The 22,250-nt window shown below is 45.8% G+C and carries 17 protein-coding genes; 11 read left to right on the forward strand and 6 right to left on the reverse strand.

Annotated elements, in window-relative coordinates; translation table 11 throughout:
- Positions 1-122: 122 nt before the first annotated feature.
- The gene (locus YWE_RS0115085) at positions 123-4,739 is read right to left on the reverse strand and encodes an autotransporter outer membrane beta-barrel domain-containing protein (protein WP_051323366.1); all 4,617 of its coding nucleotides are present in this window, start codon (positions 4,737-4,739) and stop codon (positions 123-125) included.
- A 1,098-nt stretch (positions 4,740-5,837) separates the two neighbouring features.
- On the opposite strand from YWE_RS0115085, the gene YWE_RS0115090 reads away from it, so the two are divergent.
- Both YWE_RS0115090 and YWE_RS0115095 read left to right on the forward strand, forming a co-directional pair.
- Positions 5,838-7,232 (forward strand): diaminobutyrate--2-oxoglutarate transaminase, encoded by a 1,395-nt coding sequence (locus YWE_RS0115090; RefSeq protein WP_029095294.1) that lies wholly within the window; start codon positions 5,838-5,840, stop codon positions 7,230-7,232.
- Positions 7,233-7,241: 9 nt separating this feature from the next.
- Entirely contained in the window at positions 7,242-8,714 is a 1,473-nt protein-coding gene (locus YWE_RS0115095) for a pyridoxal phosphate-dependent decarboxylase family protein (protein ID WP_029095295.1), read from the forward strand.
- A 126-nt stretch (positions 8,715-8,840) separates the two neighbouring features.
- On the opposite strand, the gene YWE_RS0115100 is transcribed toward YWE_RS0115095, so the two are convergent.
- The 5 genes from YWE_RS0115100 to YWE_RS0115120 are packed head-to-tail and all read right to left on the reverse strand — an operon-like array spanning position 8,841 to position 12,218.
- Positions 8,841-9,554 (reverse strand): energy-coupling factor ABC transporter ATP-binding protein, encoded by a 714-nt coding sequence (locus YWE_RS0115100; protein WP_029095296.1) that lies wholly within the window; start codon positions 9,552-9,554, stop codon positions 8,841-8,843.
- Positions 9,551-10,282: a cobalt ECF transporter T component CbiQ gene (cbiQ, locus tag YWE_RS0115105; protein ID WP_099044093.1), complete on the reverse strand. Its 732-nt coding sequence runs from the start codon at positions 10,280-10,282 to the stop codon at positions 9,551-9,553. The genes YWE_RS0115100 and cbiQ overlap by 4 nt, the downstream gene beginning before the upstream one ends.
- Positions 10,258-10,809: a hypothetical protein gene (locus YWE_RS0115110; protein ID WP_029095298.1), complete on the reverse strand. Its 552-nt coding sequence runs from the start codon at positions 10,807-10,809 to the stop codon at positions 10,258-10,260. The genes cbiQ and YWE_RS0115110 overlap by 25 nt, the downstream gene beginning before the upstream one ends.
- 4 nt (positions 10,810-10,813) lie before the next feature.
- Positions 10,814-11,440, reverse strand: coding sequence for a cobalt transporter CbiM (gene cbiM / locus YWE_RS0115115; RefSeq protein WP_029095299.1), 627 nt, complete (start codon positions 11,438-11,440; stop codon positions 10,814-10,816).
- A gap of 1 nt (position 11,441) precedes the next feature.
- Entirely contained in the window at positions 11,442-12,218 is a 777-nt protein-coding gene (locus tag YWE_RS0115120) for a DUF4198 domain-containing protein (RefSeq protein ID WP_036016233.1), read from the reverse strand.
- Positions 12,219-13,279: 1,061 nt separating this feature from the next.
- On the opposite strand from YWE_RS0115120, the gene YWE_RS0115125 reads away from it, so the two are divergent.
- From YWE_RS0115125 to kch, 9 genes are all read left to right on the forward strand, one after another.
- Positions 13,280-13,582 (forward strand): urease subunit gamma, encoded by a 303-nt coding sequence (locus YWE_RS0115125; RefSeq protein WP_029095301.1) that lies wholly within the window; start codon positions 13,280-13,282, stop codon positions 13,580-13,582.
- 56 nt (positions 13,583-13,638) lie between these two features.
- Positions 13,639-14,067: an urease subunit beta gene (locus YWE_RS0115130; RefSeq protein WP_029095302.1), complete on the forward strand. Its 429-nt coding sequence runs from the start codon at positions 13,639-13,641 to the stop codon at positions 14,065-14,067.
- 66 nt (positions 14,068-14,133) lie between these two features.
- Positions 14,134-15,852, forward strand: a complete 1,719-nt coding sequence (locus tag YWE_RS0115135; protein WP_029095303.1) for an urease subunit alpha — start codon at positions 14,134-14,136, stop codon at positions 15,850-15,852.
- A gap of 137 nt (positions 15,853-15,989) precedes the next feature.
- Positions 15,990-16,616, forward strand: coding sequence for an urease accessory protein UreE (locus YWE_RS27465; RefSeq protein ID WP_051323367.1), 627 nt, complete (start codon positions 15,990-15,992; stop codon positions 16,614-16,616).
- Between the two features lie 29 nt (positions 16,617-16,645).
- Positions 16,646-17,332: an urease accessory protein UreF gene (locus YWE_RS0115145; protein WP_029095304.1), complete on the forward strand. Its 687-nt coding sequence runs from the start codon at positions 16,646-16,648 to the stop codon at positions 17,330-17,332.
- A 95-nt stretch (positions 17,333-17,427) separates the two neighbouring features.
- On the forward strand, positions 17,428-18,069 hold the full coding sequence (gene ureG / locus YWE_RS0115150) for an urease accessory protein UreG (protein WP_029095305.1): 642 nt from the start codon (positions 17,428-17,430) through the stop codon (positions 18,067-18,069).
- Entirely contained in the window at positions 18,066-19,025 is a 960-nt protein-coding gene (locus YWE_RS0115155) for an urease accessory protein UreD (RefSeq protein WP_029095306.1), read from the forward strand. The genes ureG and YWE_RS0115155 overlap by 4 nt, the downstream gene beginning before the upstream one ends.
- Positions 19,026-19,085: 60 nt before the next feature.
- Positions 19,086-20,081 (forward strand): urea transporter, encoded by a 996-nt coding sequence (gene yut, locus YWE_RS0115160; RefSeq protein WP_029095307.1) that lies wholly within the window; start codon positions 19,086-19,088, stop codon positions 20,079-20,081.
- A 121-nt stretch (positions 20,082-20,202) separates the two neighbouring features.
- Positions 20,203-21,378, forward strand: coding sequence for a voltage-gated potassium channel protein (gene kch, locus YWE_RS0115165; protein WP_029095308.1), 1,176 nt, complete (start codon positions 20,203-20,205; stop codon positions 21,376-21,378).
- The last annotated feature ends 872 nt before the right edge of the window (positions 21,379-22,250 follow it).

Raw genomic sequence — 22,250 nt, forward strand, 5'->3', positions numbered from 1 at the left:
GTTTTTTTATCTGTAAGAGACATACCCGCTTGCACTGTACTTATTACCTCTCTAATTAATTCACTTAAGGGTGATAAAAAAGCGTGTGGCTATTTTGCACCACACGCTTTATTAATTTCTGATTAGAAGCGGACTTTCACACCCAAATTTACTGAGGTATTACTGTAACCATTATCACCCAACTGTTGGGCCACGTTGGTCCACAGGCCGAGATTCTGGTTTAATTGACCTTCAGTACCCAGCTTCAGTTCTCCCAGATTACGGCTACCGGACTGTTTGATTTCGGTACCGTCTAATATAGCGCCAGCCTGTTGACTGTTATGCAACCAGTTGGCTTCGGCGTAAACGGTAAACAACTTGTCGGTAGCTTTGTCTTTATCGTTGATACCGTCGCGGGAGACTTTGACACCCAGACGGGTTTGCACGTTATCATGTCCACTGGAGGAGACTTTGGTGCCGCCATTTTCTGTATGATCGTCAGCCGTGATGCCGTTCCAGATAATCTGACCTTGGGGTGTAATAAACACATCACCGTTTAAGCCCTGATAAATCGGTAAACGGTAACCTGCCTCAACCGAGGCACTTAAACCGTCGATATTATAGGACTCTTTCATCTTATCCTGACCATTCACTTGCGCATCCAGCCAACTGTACTGAACCCAGCTATCAACATAAGCCCCGTTCAGAGTCTTGGCATCCTGATACCAGGTACCGTAAAGGCCGGTGCTGTAGCCGTCAATGCTACTGTCGGCCTTATAGCCGCTGGTGCGTGATCCTGACTTGCTGTCCGCTTTACCATAAGCCACCATCAGGCCTACACCAACGCGACCGGTATCAGATGTGTCAGTACCGAACACCTCGCCGCCGCCCTGAATCACATAGCTGTTGGTCGAAGTATGCAACTGACCGCTGTCGTCACGGTGTTTGGTACGTGAACCCACCTGACGCAGCCATAGGCTGGAGTTCTCAGCCCGACCTTCTCGGTCTTGTAACCGCAGGTTAAACAGATTGCCTGCCGCCGCCATATTGGCCATGTAACCACCGGCTTCCGGGCGATAGATTGACGGATCCGGATTGAGTGAATTTAATGACGAGCGCAGGTACCAGTCGCCGTCATCCGGTGCAGAAACAGCACCCTGATATAGGAAGTACTCATAGGCCCCGGCAACAGCACGACCGCTCAGCGTAAACTTACCGGATGAATCACTGCCCTGAACGTCAATCAGTTTAATGCCGTCTCCGGTCTGGGCTCCTTCTCCCCGAGCACTCAGCACGATCAGCTTGCTGTTGCCTGACGCATTGCCGGTAATCACCAATCGGTCGGTCAATGATGAGTCACCGTCTAGATGAGTGTTAAAAATCACCGCTCCGTTATTACTGCCGGTATAGTTACCGTCGATGATGAACTTACCGTGACCTGCGCCAGTTAAGCTATGGCCTAAGATGAGGTTACCTTGGTTATCGATATTACCGGTCACCACGCCATAACCGCCCAGCGTCGCGCTCTCACGGATAATCACGTCACTGGTTAGATTCGCCGGGTATGAGTCAGCCAGTGGCATCGCAACAGCAGATGTTGTCGAACTAGCCGGTAACCCGCCAATGATCAGCATGCCACTTTCAATGTCAGTGAGGCCGGCCGACACGTTACTCCCGTCAATCTGTATCGTCCCTGTACCGCGCTTAACCAGCGATCCGACTCCACTGATATTATTGGTCAAAGCCCAGAGACCCGCGTTATCAAGGACCAACGTACCGGCGTTGTCTACGCTAGCATTTCCGAGGTTTACTGCTGTCGTGGCGGTTAACGTGGTTCCACCGTCGGTAGTAAAGCGGCCGTCGAAATCAATATTATTACCGTTTAGCCATATATCCGCCCCGTTGATCAACCTGACTTCCCCGCGGCCTTTCAGGCTGTTTAGTAAGGTTCCTCGGGCGGTATCCAGATTCAGAATACCTTCATTACGAATGATGCCCCGACCTAAGCCCTGCGGCTGGGTCAGATGAGCGATAGCACCGCTATTGATATTAGTCGCGCTGGTCAACTGACCATTGTTCTGTGTTACGCTTAAAGTTCCATTGGTTAACGTCATCTGGCCTTGACCCGTTAGCATGCCGTCGAGCTGCCCACCGTTAGTGATAGTTAGCGCACCACCATTAAAATCAAACTGGCTGTTGGTTAAGGCATTCAGTTGGCCAATGGTTTGGTTGTTACCGTTTAGGTCAACAGCCGTTCCGGACTGCATATTCAGTGCCGAAGTTTGGCCAAAACCATTATCGGTAATCAATACCACCGCGCCGCTGTTGATATCTGTCGCCCCGGTGTAATGACTGGCCGCGTTGCCGATATGCACCGTGCCGTTAGCATTCAGCGTAAAACCACCGTCTCCAGTTAGCCTTGCGCCCAGCTTATTATCCGTCGCATTGCTATTGGTCAGTATTATCGACTGGCCGGCAAAGGCCTCTAATTGAGCTAAGCCATAACCTAAGTACAGACCGTCGCTCTTCACTGAACCAAAGTAGTTATAGTAAGCCTCACCGACGACGATATTGTTTTGCACCAAGCCGATTGACGTATCCGGCAGCATCGGCGTACCGTCAACCTGAGTCACCACTAACTGTGTTCCGTCACCGTTAACCGTGGTTGCGGCAATGATCTGATCATAGACATTATCGTCCTGGTCAAACAGAGACTCACCGGTCACTGGCAGCGGGTTAGCCAAGTTGCTTGGTAACCTAATGGCTAAATTACCGCCCCCGGTCATATTTAGCGTATTCACCGTCAAAAAACCGTTCGGGCGATAATCAACAGCACTGTAATCCACTTCTAACTGGCCGCCGTTTAAGGTCAGTCCACCCAGTATATGGCTTCCCTCCAGCTTGCTGGTGCCCAGTTTGCCTGCGCTGCCATTCAATACCAGCGTTGCGTTACCCAAGGTACTGTCTGCGTCAGCATTTAGAATGAAGCGGCCGTTATCCACGGTAAGTGTACCGGTAAAGTTTCCGCCGTTGGCGCTGGAATTAAAGGTAAACTCATGGCGAGGGTCGCCTAGATCAGCCTTCAGTTCACCGCTGCCGGTTAATTGGCGTGTGAAGTCTACGTTTGCCGCTGAACTGGCTGATTTAAGGATAGACAACGTGCCGGCTGCGCCTAAGTCAACTACCCCGGCAGCACTGGCGAGTTGGGCCAGAGATTCTATCTGTAGCGTGCCTCCGGTGATGTTCACCGTCGCGGTATTGGCACTATTATTACCGGTCCAGATTAAGGTACCATCACCGGTCTTGGTCACGGTATTGGCTAGCAAACCGCCGTCATCCCAACCGTTGATACTAGCAGTCACGTCGCTATCAACGATAATGCGGCCGGTCTGCCGTAAGATTGCGTTCCGTCCTGAGGTCAGATCGGCGGTAATTTGTAGATCTCCGCCGTTCAGCAAGACTTGATTGGTTGTTGAGCCTAAGTTTGTATCGGCAGAAATCGCAACAATACCGCCTTGGATATCGACATCCCCGCTGAAGGTATTTGTACCGGTCAAAGTCAGGGTATTATCTTGCAGCTTAATCAGTGAACCCGCGCCGCTGATATTTAAATTCAGTAAAGTATCAGCGCTCTGCTTAAGCATGAGCACGCTGTTATTGATAATGTTGACGCTAGCGATAATATTATCTGATGTATCAATCCCTACCAGTTTGCCGCTGCCATTAATTTGAGTGATACCGGATAATATGCCTGAGTCGCTAATGCGTATTTGCCCGTCATCATTAACAGTGCTGTTAGTTGCCGTGCCGTCACCATAGACATACTGTTTTCCATCATCAATGGTAGTCTCTATGACTGTGGCACCAGAATTGACAATTTGAGTACCGCTTTTAATGGTCGTATTAGTTGCTGTACCACCAATATACACTTCCTGTTTGCCGCTCAGATAAATCGTCGTATTTTTAGCGGCTCCCCCATCCCTTATCTTTTGGACTCCGCCCTTAGAAATCGAACCATCACTTTCAACTTTACCTAACAAGGTATTTTCTACTGTGCTAGGCGCACCACTACTAGTGCTATCCATAACATGTTGAGTGCCCCCCTCATAAACCACGGTATTAATGGCACTGCTAGCGGCGACAGTCTGCGATCCACTATTTATGATGGTATCTTGTGCTATACCGCCACCATAAATAGCCATCGCACCACCGTTAACGATACTGTTAGTCGCTATTCCACCACCATAGACACTCTGTGAACCGCCGATTTTGATAGTGGTATTTTTTGCTGCACCATCGGTATAGATAAACTGTTTTCCACCATCAATAAGAGTATCAGTGGATGTGCCACCACCCCGGACCTCCTGCAAACCGTTATTATTGATGGTGGTGTCCGTTGCGTCACCACCATAAAGATACTGTCCACCGCCTGCAATAACGGTCTTTTTTGCTATACCACCATTTTTGATAAACTGCTTGCCATCCTGATTGATAATCGTATTTTGGGCTGTGTCTCCATCGTCTATCGTTTGTGATTCACCTGCAGAAATCGTTTCATCGTCATAAATCAGTGCCGGAGTTACAGGCATACTCAGTGCTGGCATTGCTGCCATACCTAGCAATATAGCCAATGCCAGACTTTGTACTACTCTCGAATCCGAGGCGCTGGCTTTAGCCTTAATGTGTCCTTTTGCAAGCTCTGACACTACACACCAGCATTGCTGCCCCTTATTCCATACAATTTTATAAATATGATTCATTGATAGTCCCTTTATATGTTAAATATTAGCAACTGACATTGGTAATTAACGCTATCGAGATATGATTAATGGTCTTTTCGATTATGGTTAAATATCGGGGTTTGATAAAAACAACCGTCAGAACTGGCGGGATATTTATCCATAAATATTAAACTTGTTGGTTTATTTTTAATTTAAATGCATAAATGCGTTGTAAGTTGTACTGATTGTTACGGGTAGTTAGCTTTATTTAGCTGAGGGTTTATGAAGTGGATGTGTCGGTATGATTGTCGTTTTGATAAATGAATAAGTAACTTCATTATACTAATTCCCTTTGTTTTTTATAAAAATACTTGGGCAGGTAGTAGGTGATTGTATCACTGGGATTCGAGATGATCAGCATGTAAGATCGGAATGAAATGTTAAAATGGTCTATTATTTCTTTAATTTAATTATTTTTGGGTTTATTGTCTATCAAACGATCTAATTGAGATCTTTAAAGCTAAAATGACAAATAAAAACAGAGTTTAGTTAAAGGAATAAATTTAGTTACAAGCTAATTTGTTATTTAAATGTCAATGTGGAGTAACTATTATTTTTTATAGTTTGAAATATGAGTGATAATCTATTTTCAAGTTATTCTCGTTGGCTAATGCGTTATGTTATATATAGTGGCCAATGTATAGCAATGATTTGATCTTGGTAGTTTACCCTACAACATTTTATTTAGGCCAAGAGCAATCCCTCGCAGCTCTAAAGGGGAAATATAATTGTCTCTTGTGTGATAGCACTGACGTTGATGATAAGAAGGTATTGTAGTGGCATAGCTAATTTGGCATTTGAATAGAAATAGCATCAATTGACTGCATGTACAACCCGCCAAAGATAAATCCTTACTCAATATTAATGACTGCAATTTTTAGTTATTTCAAACTTATTGACTTTAAAATGAGCTAATATCCTAATTAATTTAATAAAAATTCGGCATAATTTAAAAAAATAAATGATTGAGTAGGGGGGCGAAAAGCCCTATATTGGCCGCGCTTTATACATAAGCAATCACTTTTTTAACTTATTTATTCAACTGGCGTTACTGATAACCTCGGTTGTAGGAGAGATATGATGACGGATAAAGTCCGTATTGATAGTTTAGGTGTGAATTCATTCAATGAAAATAATGAAACTTATTTAGCCAGACAGGCTGAATATGAATCGAATGTTAGGAGTTATCCACGCAAATTGCCGTTAGCAATTGCCAAAGCCTCGGGCGTTTGGATAACTGATGTTGAGAATAATCAATATCTTGATTGTTTGGCTGGCGCGGGAACGTTAGCGCTTGGTCATAACCATCCTGATGTGCTGCAAAGCATCCAAAATGTCATTACTAGCGGCTTGCCGTTACATACACTGGATCTGACAACGCCGTTGAAAGATCAATTCTCCGCTTATTTACTCTCTCTATTACCCGGGCAGGGCAAAGAATACTGCCTGCAGTTTACCGGCCCTTCCGGCGCTGATGCCGTTGAAGCTGCGCTGAAGCTGGCAAAAAAGTACACCGGCCGTTCCGGCGTGATTAGTTTCTCCGGCGGCTATCACGGTATGACTCACGGCGCGCTTGCAGTAACGGGTAACCTGTCGCCGAAAGAAGCCGTTAATGGCATGATGCCGGAAGTCCAGTTTATGCCTTATCCGCATTTGTACCGCTGCCCGCTGGGCATTGGTGGTGAGGCGGGCGTTAAGGCATTAACCTACTATTTTGAAAACCTGATCAATGACGTAGAAAGCGGCGTGCGTAAGCCTGCGGCGGTCATTTTGGAAGCCGTTCAGGGTGAGGGTGGGGTTAACCCGGCGCCGGTAGAGTGGTTACAGCGCATTCGCCAAGTCACTCAAGAACACGGTATTCTGCTGATTATCGATGAGGTTCAGGCCGGTTTTGCCCGCACCGGCAAGCTATTTGCCTTTGAACATGCCGGTATTGAGCCGGATATCATTGTGATGTCTAAAGCCGTTGGTGGTGGCCTGCCATTGGCGGTATTGGGCATAAAGAAACAGTTTGATGCCTGGGAGCCCGGCCACCATACCGGTACTTTCCGCGGTAACCAACTGGCGATGGCAACCGGTTTGACAACGCTGAAACATCTGAAAGAACATCGAATCGCTGACAAAGTAGCGACTCAGGGAGAGTGGCTGAAGGCAAAACTGGCCGGGCTGCAAAAACGTTATCCGGTGATTGGTCACGTTCGTGGTCTGGGTTTAATGATTGGCATTGAAATTGTTAAGCCTGATGAAACTCAGGATCATATGGGTTGTTATCCTGCAGACGGTCAATTATCGGCACTGTTACAGAAAAAATGCTTTGAAGCCGGGCTGATTCTGGAGCGTGGCGGACGCGGCGGCTGCGTGTTACGGCTGTTACCGTCCTTGCTGATCACTAACGATGAACTGCGAATTTTCTTAGAAAAATTTGAGCAAGCCCTGTTAGCCGCCGGCATCAAGCCTGTTGACGTGGAGTAAGTTATTGCGATGTCTAAATTAAACCCAATTTTGGCAGCCTCAGCGCACAGTACCGAGGCATACCAACAAGCAATAGCTCAGAGTAGTCAGGCGGTTGTCCAGTGGCTGCAGCAACCCGAGATGTATCAGGGAAAAACCGTTGCTGAACTGCGTGAACGTATCACTCTGGATTTTAACCCTCAGGGCTTGGGTAACCAGGCTGCGATTGAACGAGCGGTTGAGTACTTTTTAAAAGACAGCCTGTCTGTCCATCATCCGCAGTGCGTTGCTCATTTGCATTGCCCGAGCCTGGTAATCAGTCAGGCTGCTGAAGTGTTAATCAATGCCACTAACCAAAGTATGGACTCTTGGGATCAAAGCCCGTCGGCGACCATTATCGAAATGAAGTTGATCGAGTGGTTGCGCACTCAGGTTGGCTATCAGCCCGGAGATGCAGGCGTATTCACCAGCGGGGGAACTCAGAGTAATCTGATGGGCCTGATGCTGGCACGGGATGCCTTCTTTGCCCGTCAAGGACACTCGGTTCAGCAAGACGGTCTGGTGGGCAACCTAACAAAGATTAAAGTCCTCTGTTCTGAGAACGCTCATTTCTCGGTGCAAAAGAACATGGCTTTAATGGGGTTAGGCTATCAGTCCGTTACGTTGGTGAAAACTGACTATTTCGGTCGCTTAGATTTTAACGATTTAAGCGAAAAAGTGGCGCAGGCTCAGGCCAACGGCGAACAGATTCTGGCCATTGTGGCTACCGCAGGTACCACGGATGCCGGAGCCATCGATCCACTACGCGCTATCGCGACTTTGGCGGCGCAACATCAGATTTGGGTGCATGTTGATGCAGCATGGGGCGGCGCACTGTTGCTGTCTGAGAAGTACCGCGACTATTTGGATGGTATAGAATTGGTGGATTCCATTACTCTGGACTTCCATAAACAGTTCTTCCAGACCATAAGCTGTGGCGCTTTCCTGCTAAAAGAAGCCCGCCACTATGAACTGATGCGTTATCAGGCGGCCTACCTGAACTCTGAGTTTGATGAAGCTCAGGGGGTGCCTAATTTGGTTTCTAAATCTTTGCAGACTACCCGCCGTTTTGATGCGTTAAAACTGTGGATGGGCTTAGAAGCTTTAGGGCAAAAGCAGTACGCTGAGATCATCGATCATGGCGTTACACTGGCGCAGCAGGTCGCGCACTATATTTCACAGCAAGCGTCGCTGGAATTAGTCATGCAGCCACAGTTGGCCAGCGTCCTGTTTCGCTACCGTTCGCAGCAGTTAGCGACGGGTAGTGATGCAGCGATAGGGTTGCTTAACCAGAAGATTGGTGATGCCTTATTAGCGTCAGGGCTGGCTAACGTTGGAGTTACCGAATTTAATGGCATCACCTGCCTGAAAATGACGTTACTAAATCCGACGGTCACTTTAGATGATATTAAAGCCTTACTGGCCTTGGTCGATAGTACCGCGCAACGGTTGCTGACGGTTTAATCCCACGGTTCTGTTCTACGCGATAGCTAAAAGCCGATAACGTTTTATTGTTATCGGCTTTTTTATTCCTAGTTGGATACCACGTCCATTTATGGGAAAGCTCCCCCTAGCGGGTGGCTATGTGGTTTACTCTTTAGGTAGCTTGGGATGAATGTGCGGGTGGTGGTGTTGGTGTAGGTGCTGGTGAATATTAGCTTCATGCAACCCTTTGGCTGATAACACCATCGCCCGCGTCGCAATATCCGTCACAAAATGTTCATCATGAGAGACCAGCAGTATAGCGCCATCAAAAGTTAGCAGTGCCGTGCGTAACTTGGCACCGTTTTCAGCATCGACGCCGTTTGTCGGTTCATCAAGCAGAAGGACATCCGGCCGCATGGCGAGAAGGCCTGCAAGACAAACCAGTCGTTTCTCCCCCCCTGACAGGCGATGGGTAAAGCGTTCAGCCAGATGGGCAATCCCCAATTTATCCAGTGTTTCAGCGGCACATTGTCGGGCTTCTTGATTAGACATGCCGGTGTTGCAGGGGCCAAATGCAACGTCTTCGATAACGCTCGGGCAGAAAAGCTGGTCGTCGCTTTCCTGAAAGAGAAAACCAATGCGCGGCCTCTGGATACGAAATTCAGCCTCTCGTTTGCAAGCCTGTCCGAACAGGATAACCTCCCCTGCCTCAGGATACTCAAGGCCAGCAATAGTACGTAACAGCGTCGTCTTACCGACGCCATTGGGACCGACAATAGCCAGCCGTTCACCGGCACTGAGAACCATTTCGACATTATTGAGGATGGTTTTACCATCGCGAAGTACCCTGAGGTCATTCAGCCGGATAAGTTCAGTCATAATTTATCCCAAAGCAAAAGAAGTATTGAACTGCCTATCAGCCCGCCGGCAGCAATCCAGTCAGAAAAGGGGGGCGGAGGTAGCGGGGTTTGTGGAAAGCGACCTGAATATCCCCGCAGGCGCATCGCCTCTTCCACGCGGTCGGCCCGTTCCATCGCACGAATAAGCAGCATACCGAGAAGATAACCATAGCTCCGCCACGTATGCCGATTGGATCGAGGGATAAAGGCACGTGCACGCATAGACTCCTGCAGACGAGAAAACTCATCCTGAATCAAGGCTAAATAGCGGACGACGGCCACAAACAATCGGACCAGCGGTTCCGGAACGTGCAACCCCAGCAGCGCGTTTCCGAGGCGGATTGGATCGGCGGTAGCAAAAAGAAACGAGATCAGTAATACAGATGCCGTCACCTTGCATGCCAGAACGATAGCTCGCCACAGTCCATCCGTACTGGCCGTCAGAGGCCCCAGATGAAAAAGTGGCGTTCCGGGTAATGTGAAAGGCAGGGTAATGAGCAGTAAGATTAAGAAGCCTTCGAGATGGAGAAGTCTTCTCCAAGGGAGCGGTTGGCGGCAGGCAGCGTAGAGCATCAGCACGGCAAATAAGCCGGCAACGGCGGGTGCCAGATTTTTAACCGGTGTAAAGACAATCAGCGCCCCCATGGCGGCAATCAGGCGCAAACGCAGATCAACCGGGCGGCTCATCGTCCGCGACTGCGAATCCATAGCCCGATGCCCGCCAGTCCGATGATAAGGAAAATACCTGATATCACATCAGTCAGGCGCATACGCGTATCCATCGCTTCAATCCGTTCCAGAAGAGGGCCCACTTGCCGTTCAACGGCTGCTTCAACCAGCCGTTCCGTTGTCTGTGCATCAGGCTGTGTGCTAGTGCCATCGATCACTACGGCGGATGGTTGCCCGGCCGTTGGGAGTGACAACTCAAAGCGTTCAGGTGCCAGTCGGGTAGTGGCAATATGTCCTTCCCCGGTATCCACGGTAATAACAACGTCTCCGGTTATCGGTGTGGGAACGGCAAAATGATACCCGCCGTTGGTATCGGTTTTCCCCGTAGCCACCGTCTGATTATTCATCTTAGCAACCCAGTTCACACCAGAAGGACGCCCCCCGCCGATAAAAAATGCATAACCGCCGATCTGCCCGGCATCAACCCGGGCAAAAAGTCGCAGGCTGTGGGCTGTTGCAGGGCCGATCTGCAGCATGAAAAACAGAGCAATAAAAACGCGGACCATCAACTTACTCCCTTCGGGCTGGCAGATAAGGAAACAATGCCAGTGGTTTTACACGCATAATAAAACCTACCACCACAGCGGTAATCGCGGCATCCGCCAGAGCCAGTGGAAGATATGTCAGCAAAAGTACCTTTGCTACGGGGGTAAACTCTGAGGATGAAAGCCAGAGCGATAGGGCAACCATTCCCCCCGTCGCCAGCACGCTAAACACGGATCCAATAGCAGCAATCGCCCCCGCCCACAGCGGTGAGTCTGTACGGCGGATCATCGGTCCCAGTACCATTCCGACCAGTGCGCCGGGTAATGCAATGTTAAGGGTATTCACTCCAAGCGTTGTTAATCCGCCAAAACCAAAGAGGACTGCCTGTAATATCAGTGCGACCAATACTGCCGGAAAGATACCCAGACCAAGAAAGAGCCCCATGACTCCTGAGAGTAACAGATGTACGCTTGATGGTCCGACCGGTACTGAAATTAGTGATGCAGCAAAGAAAACCGCAGAGAGAATGGCCATTCTAGGGATTGCTCTATCGTCGAGCTGTCGAAGCGCGAGAGCTACCCCGGAAGCTGCAATAATACCACCGCCTACCAGTACGGGAAGCGAGAGGATACCATCAGGAATATGCGCCATTTTATTTCCCCATTGGGCTGGTATGAATCCAGATCAGCGCGCCTTCCTCTACGGGTACCTCTTTGCCGTCAGGCGATTTCATCGGCTTATCCCCTTCGACCAATGCTGCGAATCCCCACCATCCGGACGCAGGCATCACATAGTTAAACGTGCCGTTCACATCGGCTTTGAGTACCTGAGTGATGTAAGCATCGTTCGGGGCTTTAATACCCGAATCATTAACATATTCAACTTCAATTTCAGCAAAGGGGACCGGTTTACCCGCTTTGGTCACCACACCTGAGAAAAGATTACCGGTCCACAAGCCTGTCGGGCGCGTTAACGGCTGGATTTCGACCGGTAAGCCAACCATCTCATCCCAACCTTCGCCGGAGGCAAAGCTATCCACAATCACTTTGGCATAATGCACAATATATTTATTTTCTGCCGGTTCCCAATAGGGTTGTGGTGTCACATAGAAGATGGCAGCCCCAGGCTCAGGCAGATTATAAGAAACCCGCCAGGTTACGGCTCCCTTATCAGACTGTTCAACCAATTTGTCAGTGAGATTGGTCTTAGTGCCATTAGCCAGAATGCCCACTTCAACGGGGCGTTTCATTGCCATCGTTGGTCCGCCCTCAAAGGGATGGGTAAAGACCAAATCCAAGGTGACATCCCCACCTTCAGGGAGTACGTCTGCGGAGGGAATAATTTCCTGAAAATGAGCGGCGGCGGGGAGCGCAAAAATGACGCTCAGTGTAGTCGCCAGAATAGTGCGGGAAAGTAACGGGGGAATCATAACGCTCTCCTTGTTTAGTAATTCATATCATACGGTAACGTCTTTTTTGTTTGACTAAAGTATAGCCACGACTTTGTAAAGGCATCCAGAATGACTCCCGTTATTTATGTCATGATGGTGGTATGGACTTAATTAGCTTGAAAATGCCGGCTTTAGCACTCAATAAATGTTGATAACAATAATCAAATCAAGATCTGATGAAATTTTGTGTTAATAATCATATTCTTGATTAGAAAGCACGCTACGTTTGAAAAGTAGACGCTAATGTATTTTCAGATATAGATTTCATAAAATCGGATTATCAAGAGATTAATATATAATTTAGACTGTAATTCATACCCTTTCGATATTTAATATTTTATTGGGTAATTAACGGTTACCCTCCCTTCAACTAATAACGGGGCGTTTCTCTATGTAGTAACGCTTTTATATTTATTGGTAATTAGTGCATCTAGACACCCCTTGTTATCTGTTTTTAACATTCTATTTGATGATAAGAAAATAAGAATGACCTTATTGATATTTTTTGTATTTTAATGGGTGCTTTTTTTTTAATCAGTTTGAGCTAACTGATTATTTTTTAATAAATTATAAGTTGTTATTGAACGTCTGGTAACACGCATTTGCATTAGCTATATATACTTTTATTTCATTAAGAAATAAACATTCTTTTTCGAACATGAAGCTACTATCTGCTTTTCAATCAACTTAATTAACTTTTATTTCGTTTTTTTTGGATTAATAATCTTGTTTCTTGGTGTTTTATCTTGTTATCCATTATTTTAAAGGAAATTGAAAAGCTTTGATACGGGTTTTTATTTTATTTTAATCAATAAGTAAAATAAATATCATTCGATTGATTGATTTTTTGGATTAAATTCCCATTAAATGCTGATTAACTAGAGAATAAAACTAAATGTTAATTTTAGTTGTTTTTTTGAATAAAATCGTTTCTTCAACTATACCTTTATAGGTATATAGATCTGTTAGTAAATGACGGTTTTACAGGTAATTAGGTTTATATCACTGTTTTGGATAAATGAAACACTACAGGAGGGTTTATGCAACTCACCCCAAGAGAAATAGATAAGCTAATGATATACACACTGTCGGATGTCGCTTTAAAACGCAAAGCGCGTGGTTTGAAGCTAAATTATCCGGAAGCGGTTTCTATTATTACAGTCACCGCCCTTGAAGGTGCCAGAGATGGGAAAACGGTTGAAGATGTGATGAATGAGGCTCGGAAAGTATTAACCAAAGATGATGTTATGGAAGGGGTCAGCGATCTTATTCCTAACGTTCAGGTTGAGGCTATTTTTACGGATGGCAGTCGTTTAGTCACCATACACGATCCTATCCAATAATATTTGCGCTGAAAAACATAACATCTTAAATGCATTCTGATTGAGGATCCTGATATATGAACGCAAAAAAAAAGGACACTAAAGCTCCGCCGGTACCAATCGGAGGATGTGTTTTAAAGGACGAGCCCATTACATTTAACGAAGATCGGCCGGTGACTAAGGTAAAAGTACGTAATACCGGCGACAGACCGATTCAGGTTGGCTCCCATTTTCACTTCTTTGAAGCCAATAAAGCGCTAGATTTCGATCGTGCCGCCGCATTTGGTAAACGTTTAAATATAACAGCAACAACCGCAATTCGTTTCGAACCCGGCGATGAGATTGAAGTTAGCCTTATTCCGTTTGGTGGCAAACAGGCTATCTATGGTTTTAATAACTTAGTGGATGGTTGGGCTGGCGACAGCATGGTAGCTACGGGAGAGCGTGCTGAAAAACGTATCGCTATACAGCGCGCTATCGATAACGGTTTTAAATCATCTAATTAGTTAATTGCTCATTTGATGTGCATGGCGTTGATGACTCACCCCATGTATCAAAAGAAGGAATGACATATGCCCCAAATTTCTAGAAAAGAATATGCCGGTCTGTTCGGCCCAACCACTGGTGATAAAATTCGTTTGGGTGATACCAATCTATTTATAGAAATAGAAAAGAATTTATGCGGTTACGGTGAAGAGTCTGTTTACGGTGGCGGTAAGTCCCTGCGCGATGGTATGGGCGCAAATAACAATCTCACCAGCGACAATGGTGTGTTGGATTTAGTGATTACTAATGTGACGATTGTTGATGCCAAGCTGGGTGTCCTCAAAGCTGACGTTGGTATCAAGAATGGCCAAATTGCCGGTATCGGTAAAAGTGGTAACCCAAATACCATGAGCGGTGTGACACAAGGCATGGTAGTCGGTGTCGGTACTGATGCTATCTCCGGTGAGCATTTAATTTTGACTGCGGCGGGAATCGATTCCCATATCCATTTTATCTCTCCTCAGCAGGCCTATCATGCCCTGTCTAATGGCGTGACCACTTTCTTTGGTGGTGGTATCGGGCCAACGGATGGAACGAACGGAACAACGGTAACGCCGGGTCCATGGAACATTCGTAAAATGCTGCGTGCGATTGAAGGGCTGCCAATTAACATCGGCCTGTTAGGTAAGGGTAATTCCTATGGTCGTGATCCGATGGTGGAACAAATTATTGCCGGCGTAGCCGGACTAAAAGTTCATGAAGACTGGGGCGCTACGCCTAATGCCATCCGCCATTCACTGCGTATTGCCGATGAAATGGATATTCAGGTTTCGGTCCATACCGACAGCCTGAACGAAGCGGGTTATGTAGAAAATACCGTTGATGCATTTGAAGGGCGCACAATACACACCTTCCATACCGAAGGTGCCGGTGGTGGACATGCTCCGGATATCATTAAAGTCGCAAGCCAGATGAACGTACTACCTAGTTCAACCAACCCGACACTGCCCTATGGTATCAACAGTCAGGCCGAATTATTCGACATGATTATGGTGTGCCATAACTTAAATCCGAACGTACCGGCAGACGTATCCTTTGCTGAAAGTCGGGTGCGTCCGGAAACGATTGCGGCTGAAAACGTACTGCATGATATGGGCGTTATCTCCATGTTCTCCAGTGATTCTCAGGCCATGGGTCGAGTGGGTGAGAACTGGTTACGTATCGTGCAAACCGCTCATGCCATGAAGGAGTCGAGAGGCAAGCTACCCGAAGACGCTTCTGATAATGACAACTTCCGAGTGCTGCGCTATGTGGCAAAAATCACAATCAACCCGGCTATTGCTCAGGGTGTGAGCCATATTCTTGGCTCGGTTGAAGTTGGCAAAATGGCTGATTTGGTACTGTGGGATCCGCGTTTCTTTGGTGCGAAACCTAAGTTAGTCATTAAAGGCGGTTTAATCAATTGGGCTGTTATGGGCGACCCTAACGCCTCCTTACCAACACCGCAGCCAACGTACTATCGCCCGATGTTCGGTGCGATGGGCAAAACCATGCAAGATACCTGCATTACGTTTGTTTCTCAGGCGGCACTGGAAGACGGCATTAAAGAAAAAGCCGGTTTGGAACGTCAAGTTCATGCAGTGAAAAATTGCCGTACTATTTCGAAACGCGATCTGGTACGCAACGATCAAACGCCGAATATTGAAGTCGATCCGGAAACCTTTGCCGTAAAAGTTGACGGTGTTCATGCAACCTGTAAACCGATTAACTCAGCGGTGATGAATCAGCGCTATTTCTTTGGCTAATTGTTATTAAGCAACGGGGTATAGCCGGAGGGCTGGCAACGATTTTTCGGTTATACCCCTTATTTTAGATTGCTTATTCGGCAACTGAATGCCGTTTTCTATCTGGTAGTTCGACTAAGGTTAGAGGGTAAAAAAAGATGATTGTGATTGAGCGAATACTCGGAAACTTAAAACGAGAGCCTGAATGGCAAACTAAGCTGGCTGATGCAACGCTGGATTTTGTTGCTCTGGATCAGTGGGAAGCCCAAAAAAGCCGCTGCCGGAAACAAAGCCAACAGGGGTTAGATCTGGGCATTTCTCTCGACCGTAATACTATTCTTAAAGACGGTGATGTGCTGCTGTGGGATGAAGCACAGCGTAGTGCCGTCGTGGTACAGATCAGTTTACGCGACGTGATGGTGATTGATTTAAACGAACTAAAAACTCTGCCAATCGATGAATCTATTAAGCTCGGTTTTGATTTAGGCCACGCCTTAGGGAATCAACACTGGAAGGCCGTGGTTAAAAATAATCAGGTTTATATTCCGCTGACCGTAGCAACAAAAATGATGGATTCGGTGATGAGAACGCACGGTTTCCAACATTTGCCATATACCTTTGTTCAAGGTGAATCGATCCTTGAGTCTCTGACTAACGGTGAAGCACGACTGCTATTTGGCGGCGCTGAAGATTCAGATACCCATGTGCACGTTGCCAGCCCGTTAGATAAACCTGAAGCAATTATGCCTCACAAGATAGTTGGAATTATTAGCGGTAGTAAATAACAAACACTGCACTAGTGAGGGCGTTTACGGTGGATGCATCAAAACTAATTCGTATTATGCAGTTTGGCGACTCGGTATTACCGGTCGGTGCCTTTACGTTTTCGAACGGCGTGGAATCGGCTATACAGACCGGGGTGGTTCATGATGTCGCAACGTTAAAAGAGTTTGTTCTTACTGCATTAAAACAGGCCGCTAACGGTGATGCTATGGGGTTGGTGGTTGCGCACAAAGCGGTAGTCGCCAACGATCGTGAGGCAATCATTCAGACCGATTGGGCAATCAACAATCGTAAACTCAATGAAGAAAACCGCTTAATGACCACCAGAATGGGTAAAAAATTGGCTGAAATGTCGATTTATGTTGTTGATGACCCTCTGATTAGCTGGTGGCTGGAGCAAATTAAAAGCCGCAATGTGCCCGGTACTTATCCGGTTACTCAGGCGCTTGTTATGGCAGTCCAAGGCGTCAGCCAGCGAGAGACGGTCGTTATGCATCAATATGGTGTAGCAATGACCATTTTGAGCGCTGCGATGCGCTTAATGAGAGTGACCCACTTAGATACACAACGTATTTTATTTGATTTAAATCAGTCTATTGAAGTCTTTTGTGATAATGCGGAAGCTGGTGATATCGAGAAAATGAACGCCTATATCCCTATTATTGACGTACTGGCTTCTGTCCATGTAAAAGCCCACGTCCGGCTATTTATGAACTAGGGATTGAATCAGTAAATTCATACGTTATTGGGTGATTTTGTTGTTGGGTCGTGTTGTACGACTATACGTAAAAAAATAAGACAAGAGGGTATCCTGTGAAAAAAATTACGCGCATTGGTATTGGGGGCCCGGTTGGCTCAGGTAAAACGGCAATTATTGAGGTTATTACCCCTATTCTTATCAAACGTGGCATCAAGCCACTGATTATCACCAATGATATTGTAACGACGGAAGATGCCAAGCAGGTAAAACGTACCTTAAAAGGTATTTTGGATGAAGAAAAAATTCTGGGGGTTGAAACCGGCGCTTGTCCGCATACCGCAGTACGTGAAGATCCGAGTATGAATATCGCTGCAGTTGAAGATATGGAAGAGCGTTTTCCTGATAGTGATTTGATCATGATCGAAAGTGGCGGTGATAACTTAACCCTAACGTTCAGCCCTGCACTGGCGGACTTTTATATCTATGTTATTGACGTTGCCGAAGGCGAGAAAATCCCGCGTAAAAATGGCCCGGGGTTAGTTCAGGCCGATATTTTAGTGATCAATAAAATTGATTTAGCGCCTTATGTTGGTGCCAGCCTTGACGTGATGGAAAGTGATACCAAAGTGGTTCGTGGCGATCGTCCTTATATTTTAACTAACTGCAAAACAGGACAAGGGATTGAACAACTGGTCGATATGATTATGCGAGATTTCTTATTCACGCACGTTAGTGTAGAAGGGCAAACCGTATGACATCACAGAGTGAGAGTATCAGTGCAACACCTTCGAGGGCACGAGCTCATTCATTAGGCATTGACGCACCAGAGTTAGTGAGTTATCAGGATGAGCCGGCGCAAATGCACAGCGGGGCCGTAGGTAAAAGCGGCTACCTTAAACTGCGCTTTACCAAAAAAGAGTATCGAAGCGTACTGGCTGAAATGGAAAGAAGAACGCCTTCGATGGTCCAGAAAGCGCTGTATTGGGATGAGGCTTTTCCTGAACTCCCGTGCGTCACCATGATTTCAGTTGCCGGCTGTATTCTACAAGGGGATCGACTGGCTCTGGATATACAGGTTGACTCGGGTGCCTGCGGGCATGTGACCACGCAGTCGGCAACTAAAATACATTCAATGAACGCAAACTATGCCACCCAGGTACAGAACCTTAGGGTAGAAGAAGGCGGCTACCTTGAATTAATGCCTGACCAAATGATCCCTCATCGAAATGCACGTTTTATTACCGATACCAGGATCAAAATACATCCAACGGCGACGCTTATCTATTCCGAGATTTTGATGTCGGGTCGTAAGCATCATCACGTTGATGAACATTTTGGTTTCGACGTATTTTCATCAAAGATTATGGCCGAGAACTTCGAAGGGAAAGAGCTGTTTGTAGAAAAGTACGTACTGGAACCTAAAAAAGAGAGCATGAGTGCGGTGGGCGTCATGCAGGATTATGACGTGTTTGGCAATGTTGTATTACTCACCCCGGAAGAACACCATGCGCGTATTTTGGCCAGAGTCGTACCAAGGTTTGACGGGAGCATTGCCAGTGGTGCTTCTGTTTTACCGAATAATTGTGGGCTTATTTTTAAGGTATTGGGCAAGGATAGCCCGGGCGTTAAAGCAGAGATCCGCAATTTTTGGCAGGTAGCACGGGAAGAGATTTTAGGCATTACGTTACCGAAACAGTTTTTATGGCGTTAGCTTATTAATAGCTAAACATGACTAAGCGATTTGTCCTGCTAATGACGGGAGATGTAAACCATGAGTGCGATACCTGTAAATGACTCCGCGTGGGCGAAGCTGGTCAAAAGTAATATTTTTATTGAGTTTATTGATACCACTTTGCGCGGCTGTTCCCAAGTTATGTTTCAGAGTAATCCATTAACTGGATTACTCTTTTTTGTAGCCATTTTTATTGGTGCTTATACAGAAGGAATACCCGCAGTTGCATTCGGGTGTCTGCTCGGGACCGCCATATCAACCTTTGTAGCCTATGTCAGTATTGATGACAGAAAATCACTGCGGGCAGGATTGTTCGGTTATAACGGTTGCTTGCTGGGCGCTGCATTACCGACTTTCCTTGCTACATCGCCTGTCATGTGGGCCTGCCTTGTTTTGGGGGCTATCGTTACGGTTATTGCTACGATAAGCCTTGCTGATTTTTTAAAGAACTGGAAAGTTGCCGCTTTGACTGCTCCGTTTGTTTTAACAACCTGGGTAATTTTGCTTGCCAGTTACTCTTTTTCTGGCGTGATGGGCGCACATCTGCCGGCCCCTGCGTTACCCCATGAATTTGTACCGACGGTAAATAGTGTTTTTGACAGTATTTCAATGCTGGATGCCATGTTTAACGGTGTTTCACAGGTATTTTTATTTAGCAGCATAATTGGCGGCATCATTTTTCTAATCGGGCTGGCCGTTGAATCTATTTGGGCTGCGGTTTTTGGTTTAGTCGGTACCCTGCTTGCTCTGCTGACATCCGTGGTGCTATTTGCCGACCCTGGCAGTATTAATATTGGCCTTTACTCGTTCAGTGCGGTACTGACGGCAATAGCCTTAGGCTCCACCTTTAATAAGCCAAGCTGGAAAGTGTTTATTTATACCATCGTAGGCGTCATTTTTACGGTATTTGTACAGGGCGCTCTGGACACCACGTTAGCACCGTTGGGAATTCCGACCTTAACCATGCCTTTCGTGCTGACATCATGGCTATTCTTGGTACCGAATAAAGATATTGTTCCGGAACATAGAAAATAGATAGCTATGCGCTGTAGGTGGCTATTTTTATCACTTACAGCGTGTTAATCGGGCGGATACATCCAGAGATAAATCAGATTATCTCTACTTTAGATATCGATAATAGCGAAGAGTACTTTCAATGAGCATATTAAAAAAGATAAAAGCAAATATGTCCGTAACGTTTTTTTTAGCGTTGCTCGTTGCTTCTAATGGCTGTTTTATTATATATCCGGTTCTTTTTAAAGCGATTAATTCAATGGCAGGCACGGCTGGCGTCTCTAATACTTGGCAGGAGGCTCTGAGCTTCTTGGAGTTATTGGACATCCCGAGCGTTATTATCGGGCTGATCCTGATTTTAATGTCCTTTGGCCTGGCGTTTAGGATCCGACTTATTTGGTTCTTCTCGATTGTTCTGCTGTGTGCCATTGCACTGATTGATGTCATCCTATCGAAATCGTTAAGTGTTCAGCTGGTCTATTACATTATAACCATTGCAGCTCTTCTGTTATTTTGGCGCCAGTTTGGCCATCACAGCGTAGGCGGCGTGACCTTTTTTGCTATCGTTAGTATCACAACGTTAATTCTCTATAGCATGCTGGGGACGCTGTATGCAGGCGACCAATACTCCCCGCCGATTACCGACCTTTCGACAGCGTTTTATTATGCCATTGTCTGTATGTCAACCGTTGGTTTTGGCGATATCGTACCGCATACCACGGAAGCAAGGATGTTTACCTTAACCATCATTACTTTTGGTATTACCGTTTTTGCCACGTCGCTCGGCTCGCTTGCCGGACCCATTATAAGTAATAACATGAATAGACTAACTAAAAAAAGGATCGCTGATATGAATCGTGCTAATCACTATATTATTGTTGGTATTAACTCGTTAGCGACCAATGTCTATAAGTCATTACGTGAACAAGGCAATGAGGTGACCGTTGTCTGTAAGAGCAAAGAGGGGAGTGATTTGCCCGATGATGCCGATATTATTGAAGGCGATCCGTCCTCTGTTGCCACGCTAAGACTGGCCGGCGCTGACAAAGCGAAATACGTGATGGCGTTATCGAACAGTGATGCTGAAAACACCTTTGTTGTACTGGCAGCTAAAGAGATTGCCAGTGAAAAAACTAAAGTTATCGCATTAGTTAATGAGAGTAATAACTTAGTGAAGGTCAAAAGGGTCTCTCCTGACATGATATTCTCACTTTCTCTGCTAGGCAGTGAAATGTTAGTCAGAACGCTGAATGGAGAAAAGATTGATAATGACTTTATCATGGAGATGTTTTTAGGTGGTATCAATAACCATCACTAGCCTTTAACCGTGGGTTATCAATTAATTTGAACGGCCGATGCTTTTTCCAATACGGCAAGTAGCGGACTGAAGTTCGGATAGGCAGTTACTTGTTTATCGGCTCTGCCTTTATCACTCTTTTTGACGTTGCTTAAGTCGTTAAGCCCACAGTCTAAAATGAATCCCGGTATTAACTGAAAAAAGAGAGGTCGCTGATGCTACCTCTCTTTTTTCTATTGTTTACCATATAGAAACAGCGACTTGTATTGATGCAATACCATTGCCCTATGTTATGTATGCGTGGAATTCGCCAGTCGAGGGATTGTTCATCTAACAGGCTTCACTGTCCCGATTGAGCATTGGGCGCGGCTATCATGGTCAGCAAGCTCTTTGCCGGCAATTTATAAAATAGAATAAGGCTCGATTATCTCAATATGAGACCAATGTCTCGATTTGAGTTATTCTTTTTTAATGGCATTCAATATCATTAAAGTGTGTTGTTGTTTTTATTTTTAACGATGATATCTTCTTTGTATTAGCCTTTTTATGATTTTTTTGTGTGTTTAATATATTATTTTAATTCTATTTATTTCATTTTGTAATGATTTTTTTATTTTGTTTTTTATGATGGTTTTTTATTTTAATTATTCATTAAATTATTATTAAATAGTGATCTCAATCAAAAGTGATATATTAGGGTTAACTGCTGATTAATGTTTTAATGACGATCTTCAAAACTGCCTTACCGGTTTATTTTGGGATAAAAATCCAAAAAATAACAATATCAGCCTTATTTATGGAATATAATATTGTCATTAAGATAATGCCGATCGATTATTGTTTATTGGGTTTTGTTGTGTATAATCAATTTTAATCGACAATCTAAATGTAAA

Source organism: Budvicia aquatica DSM 5075 = ATCC 35567, assembly GCF_000427805.1.
Lineage (GTDB): Bacteria > Pseudomonadota > Gammaproteobacteria > Enterobacterales > Enterobacteriaceae > Budvicia > Budvicia aquatica.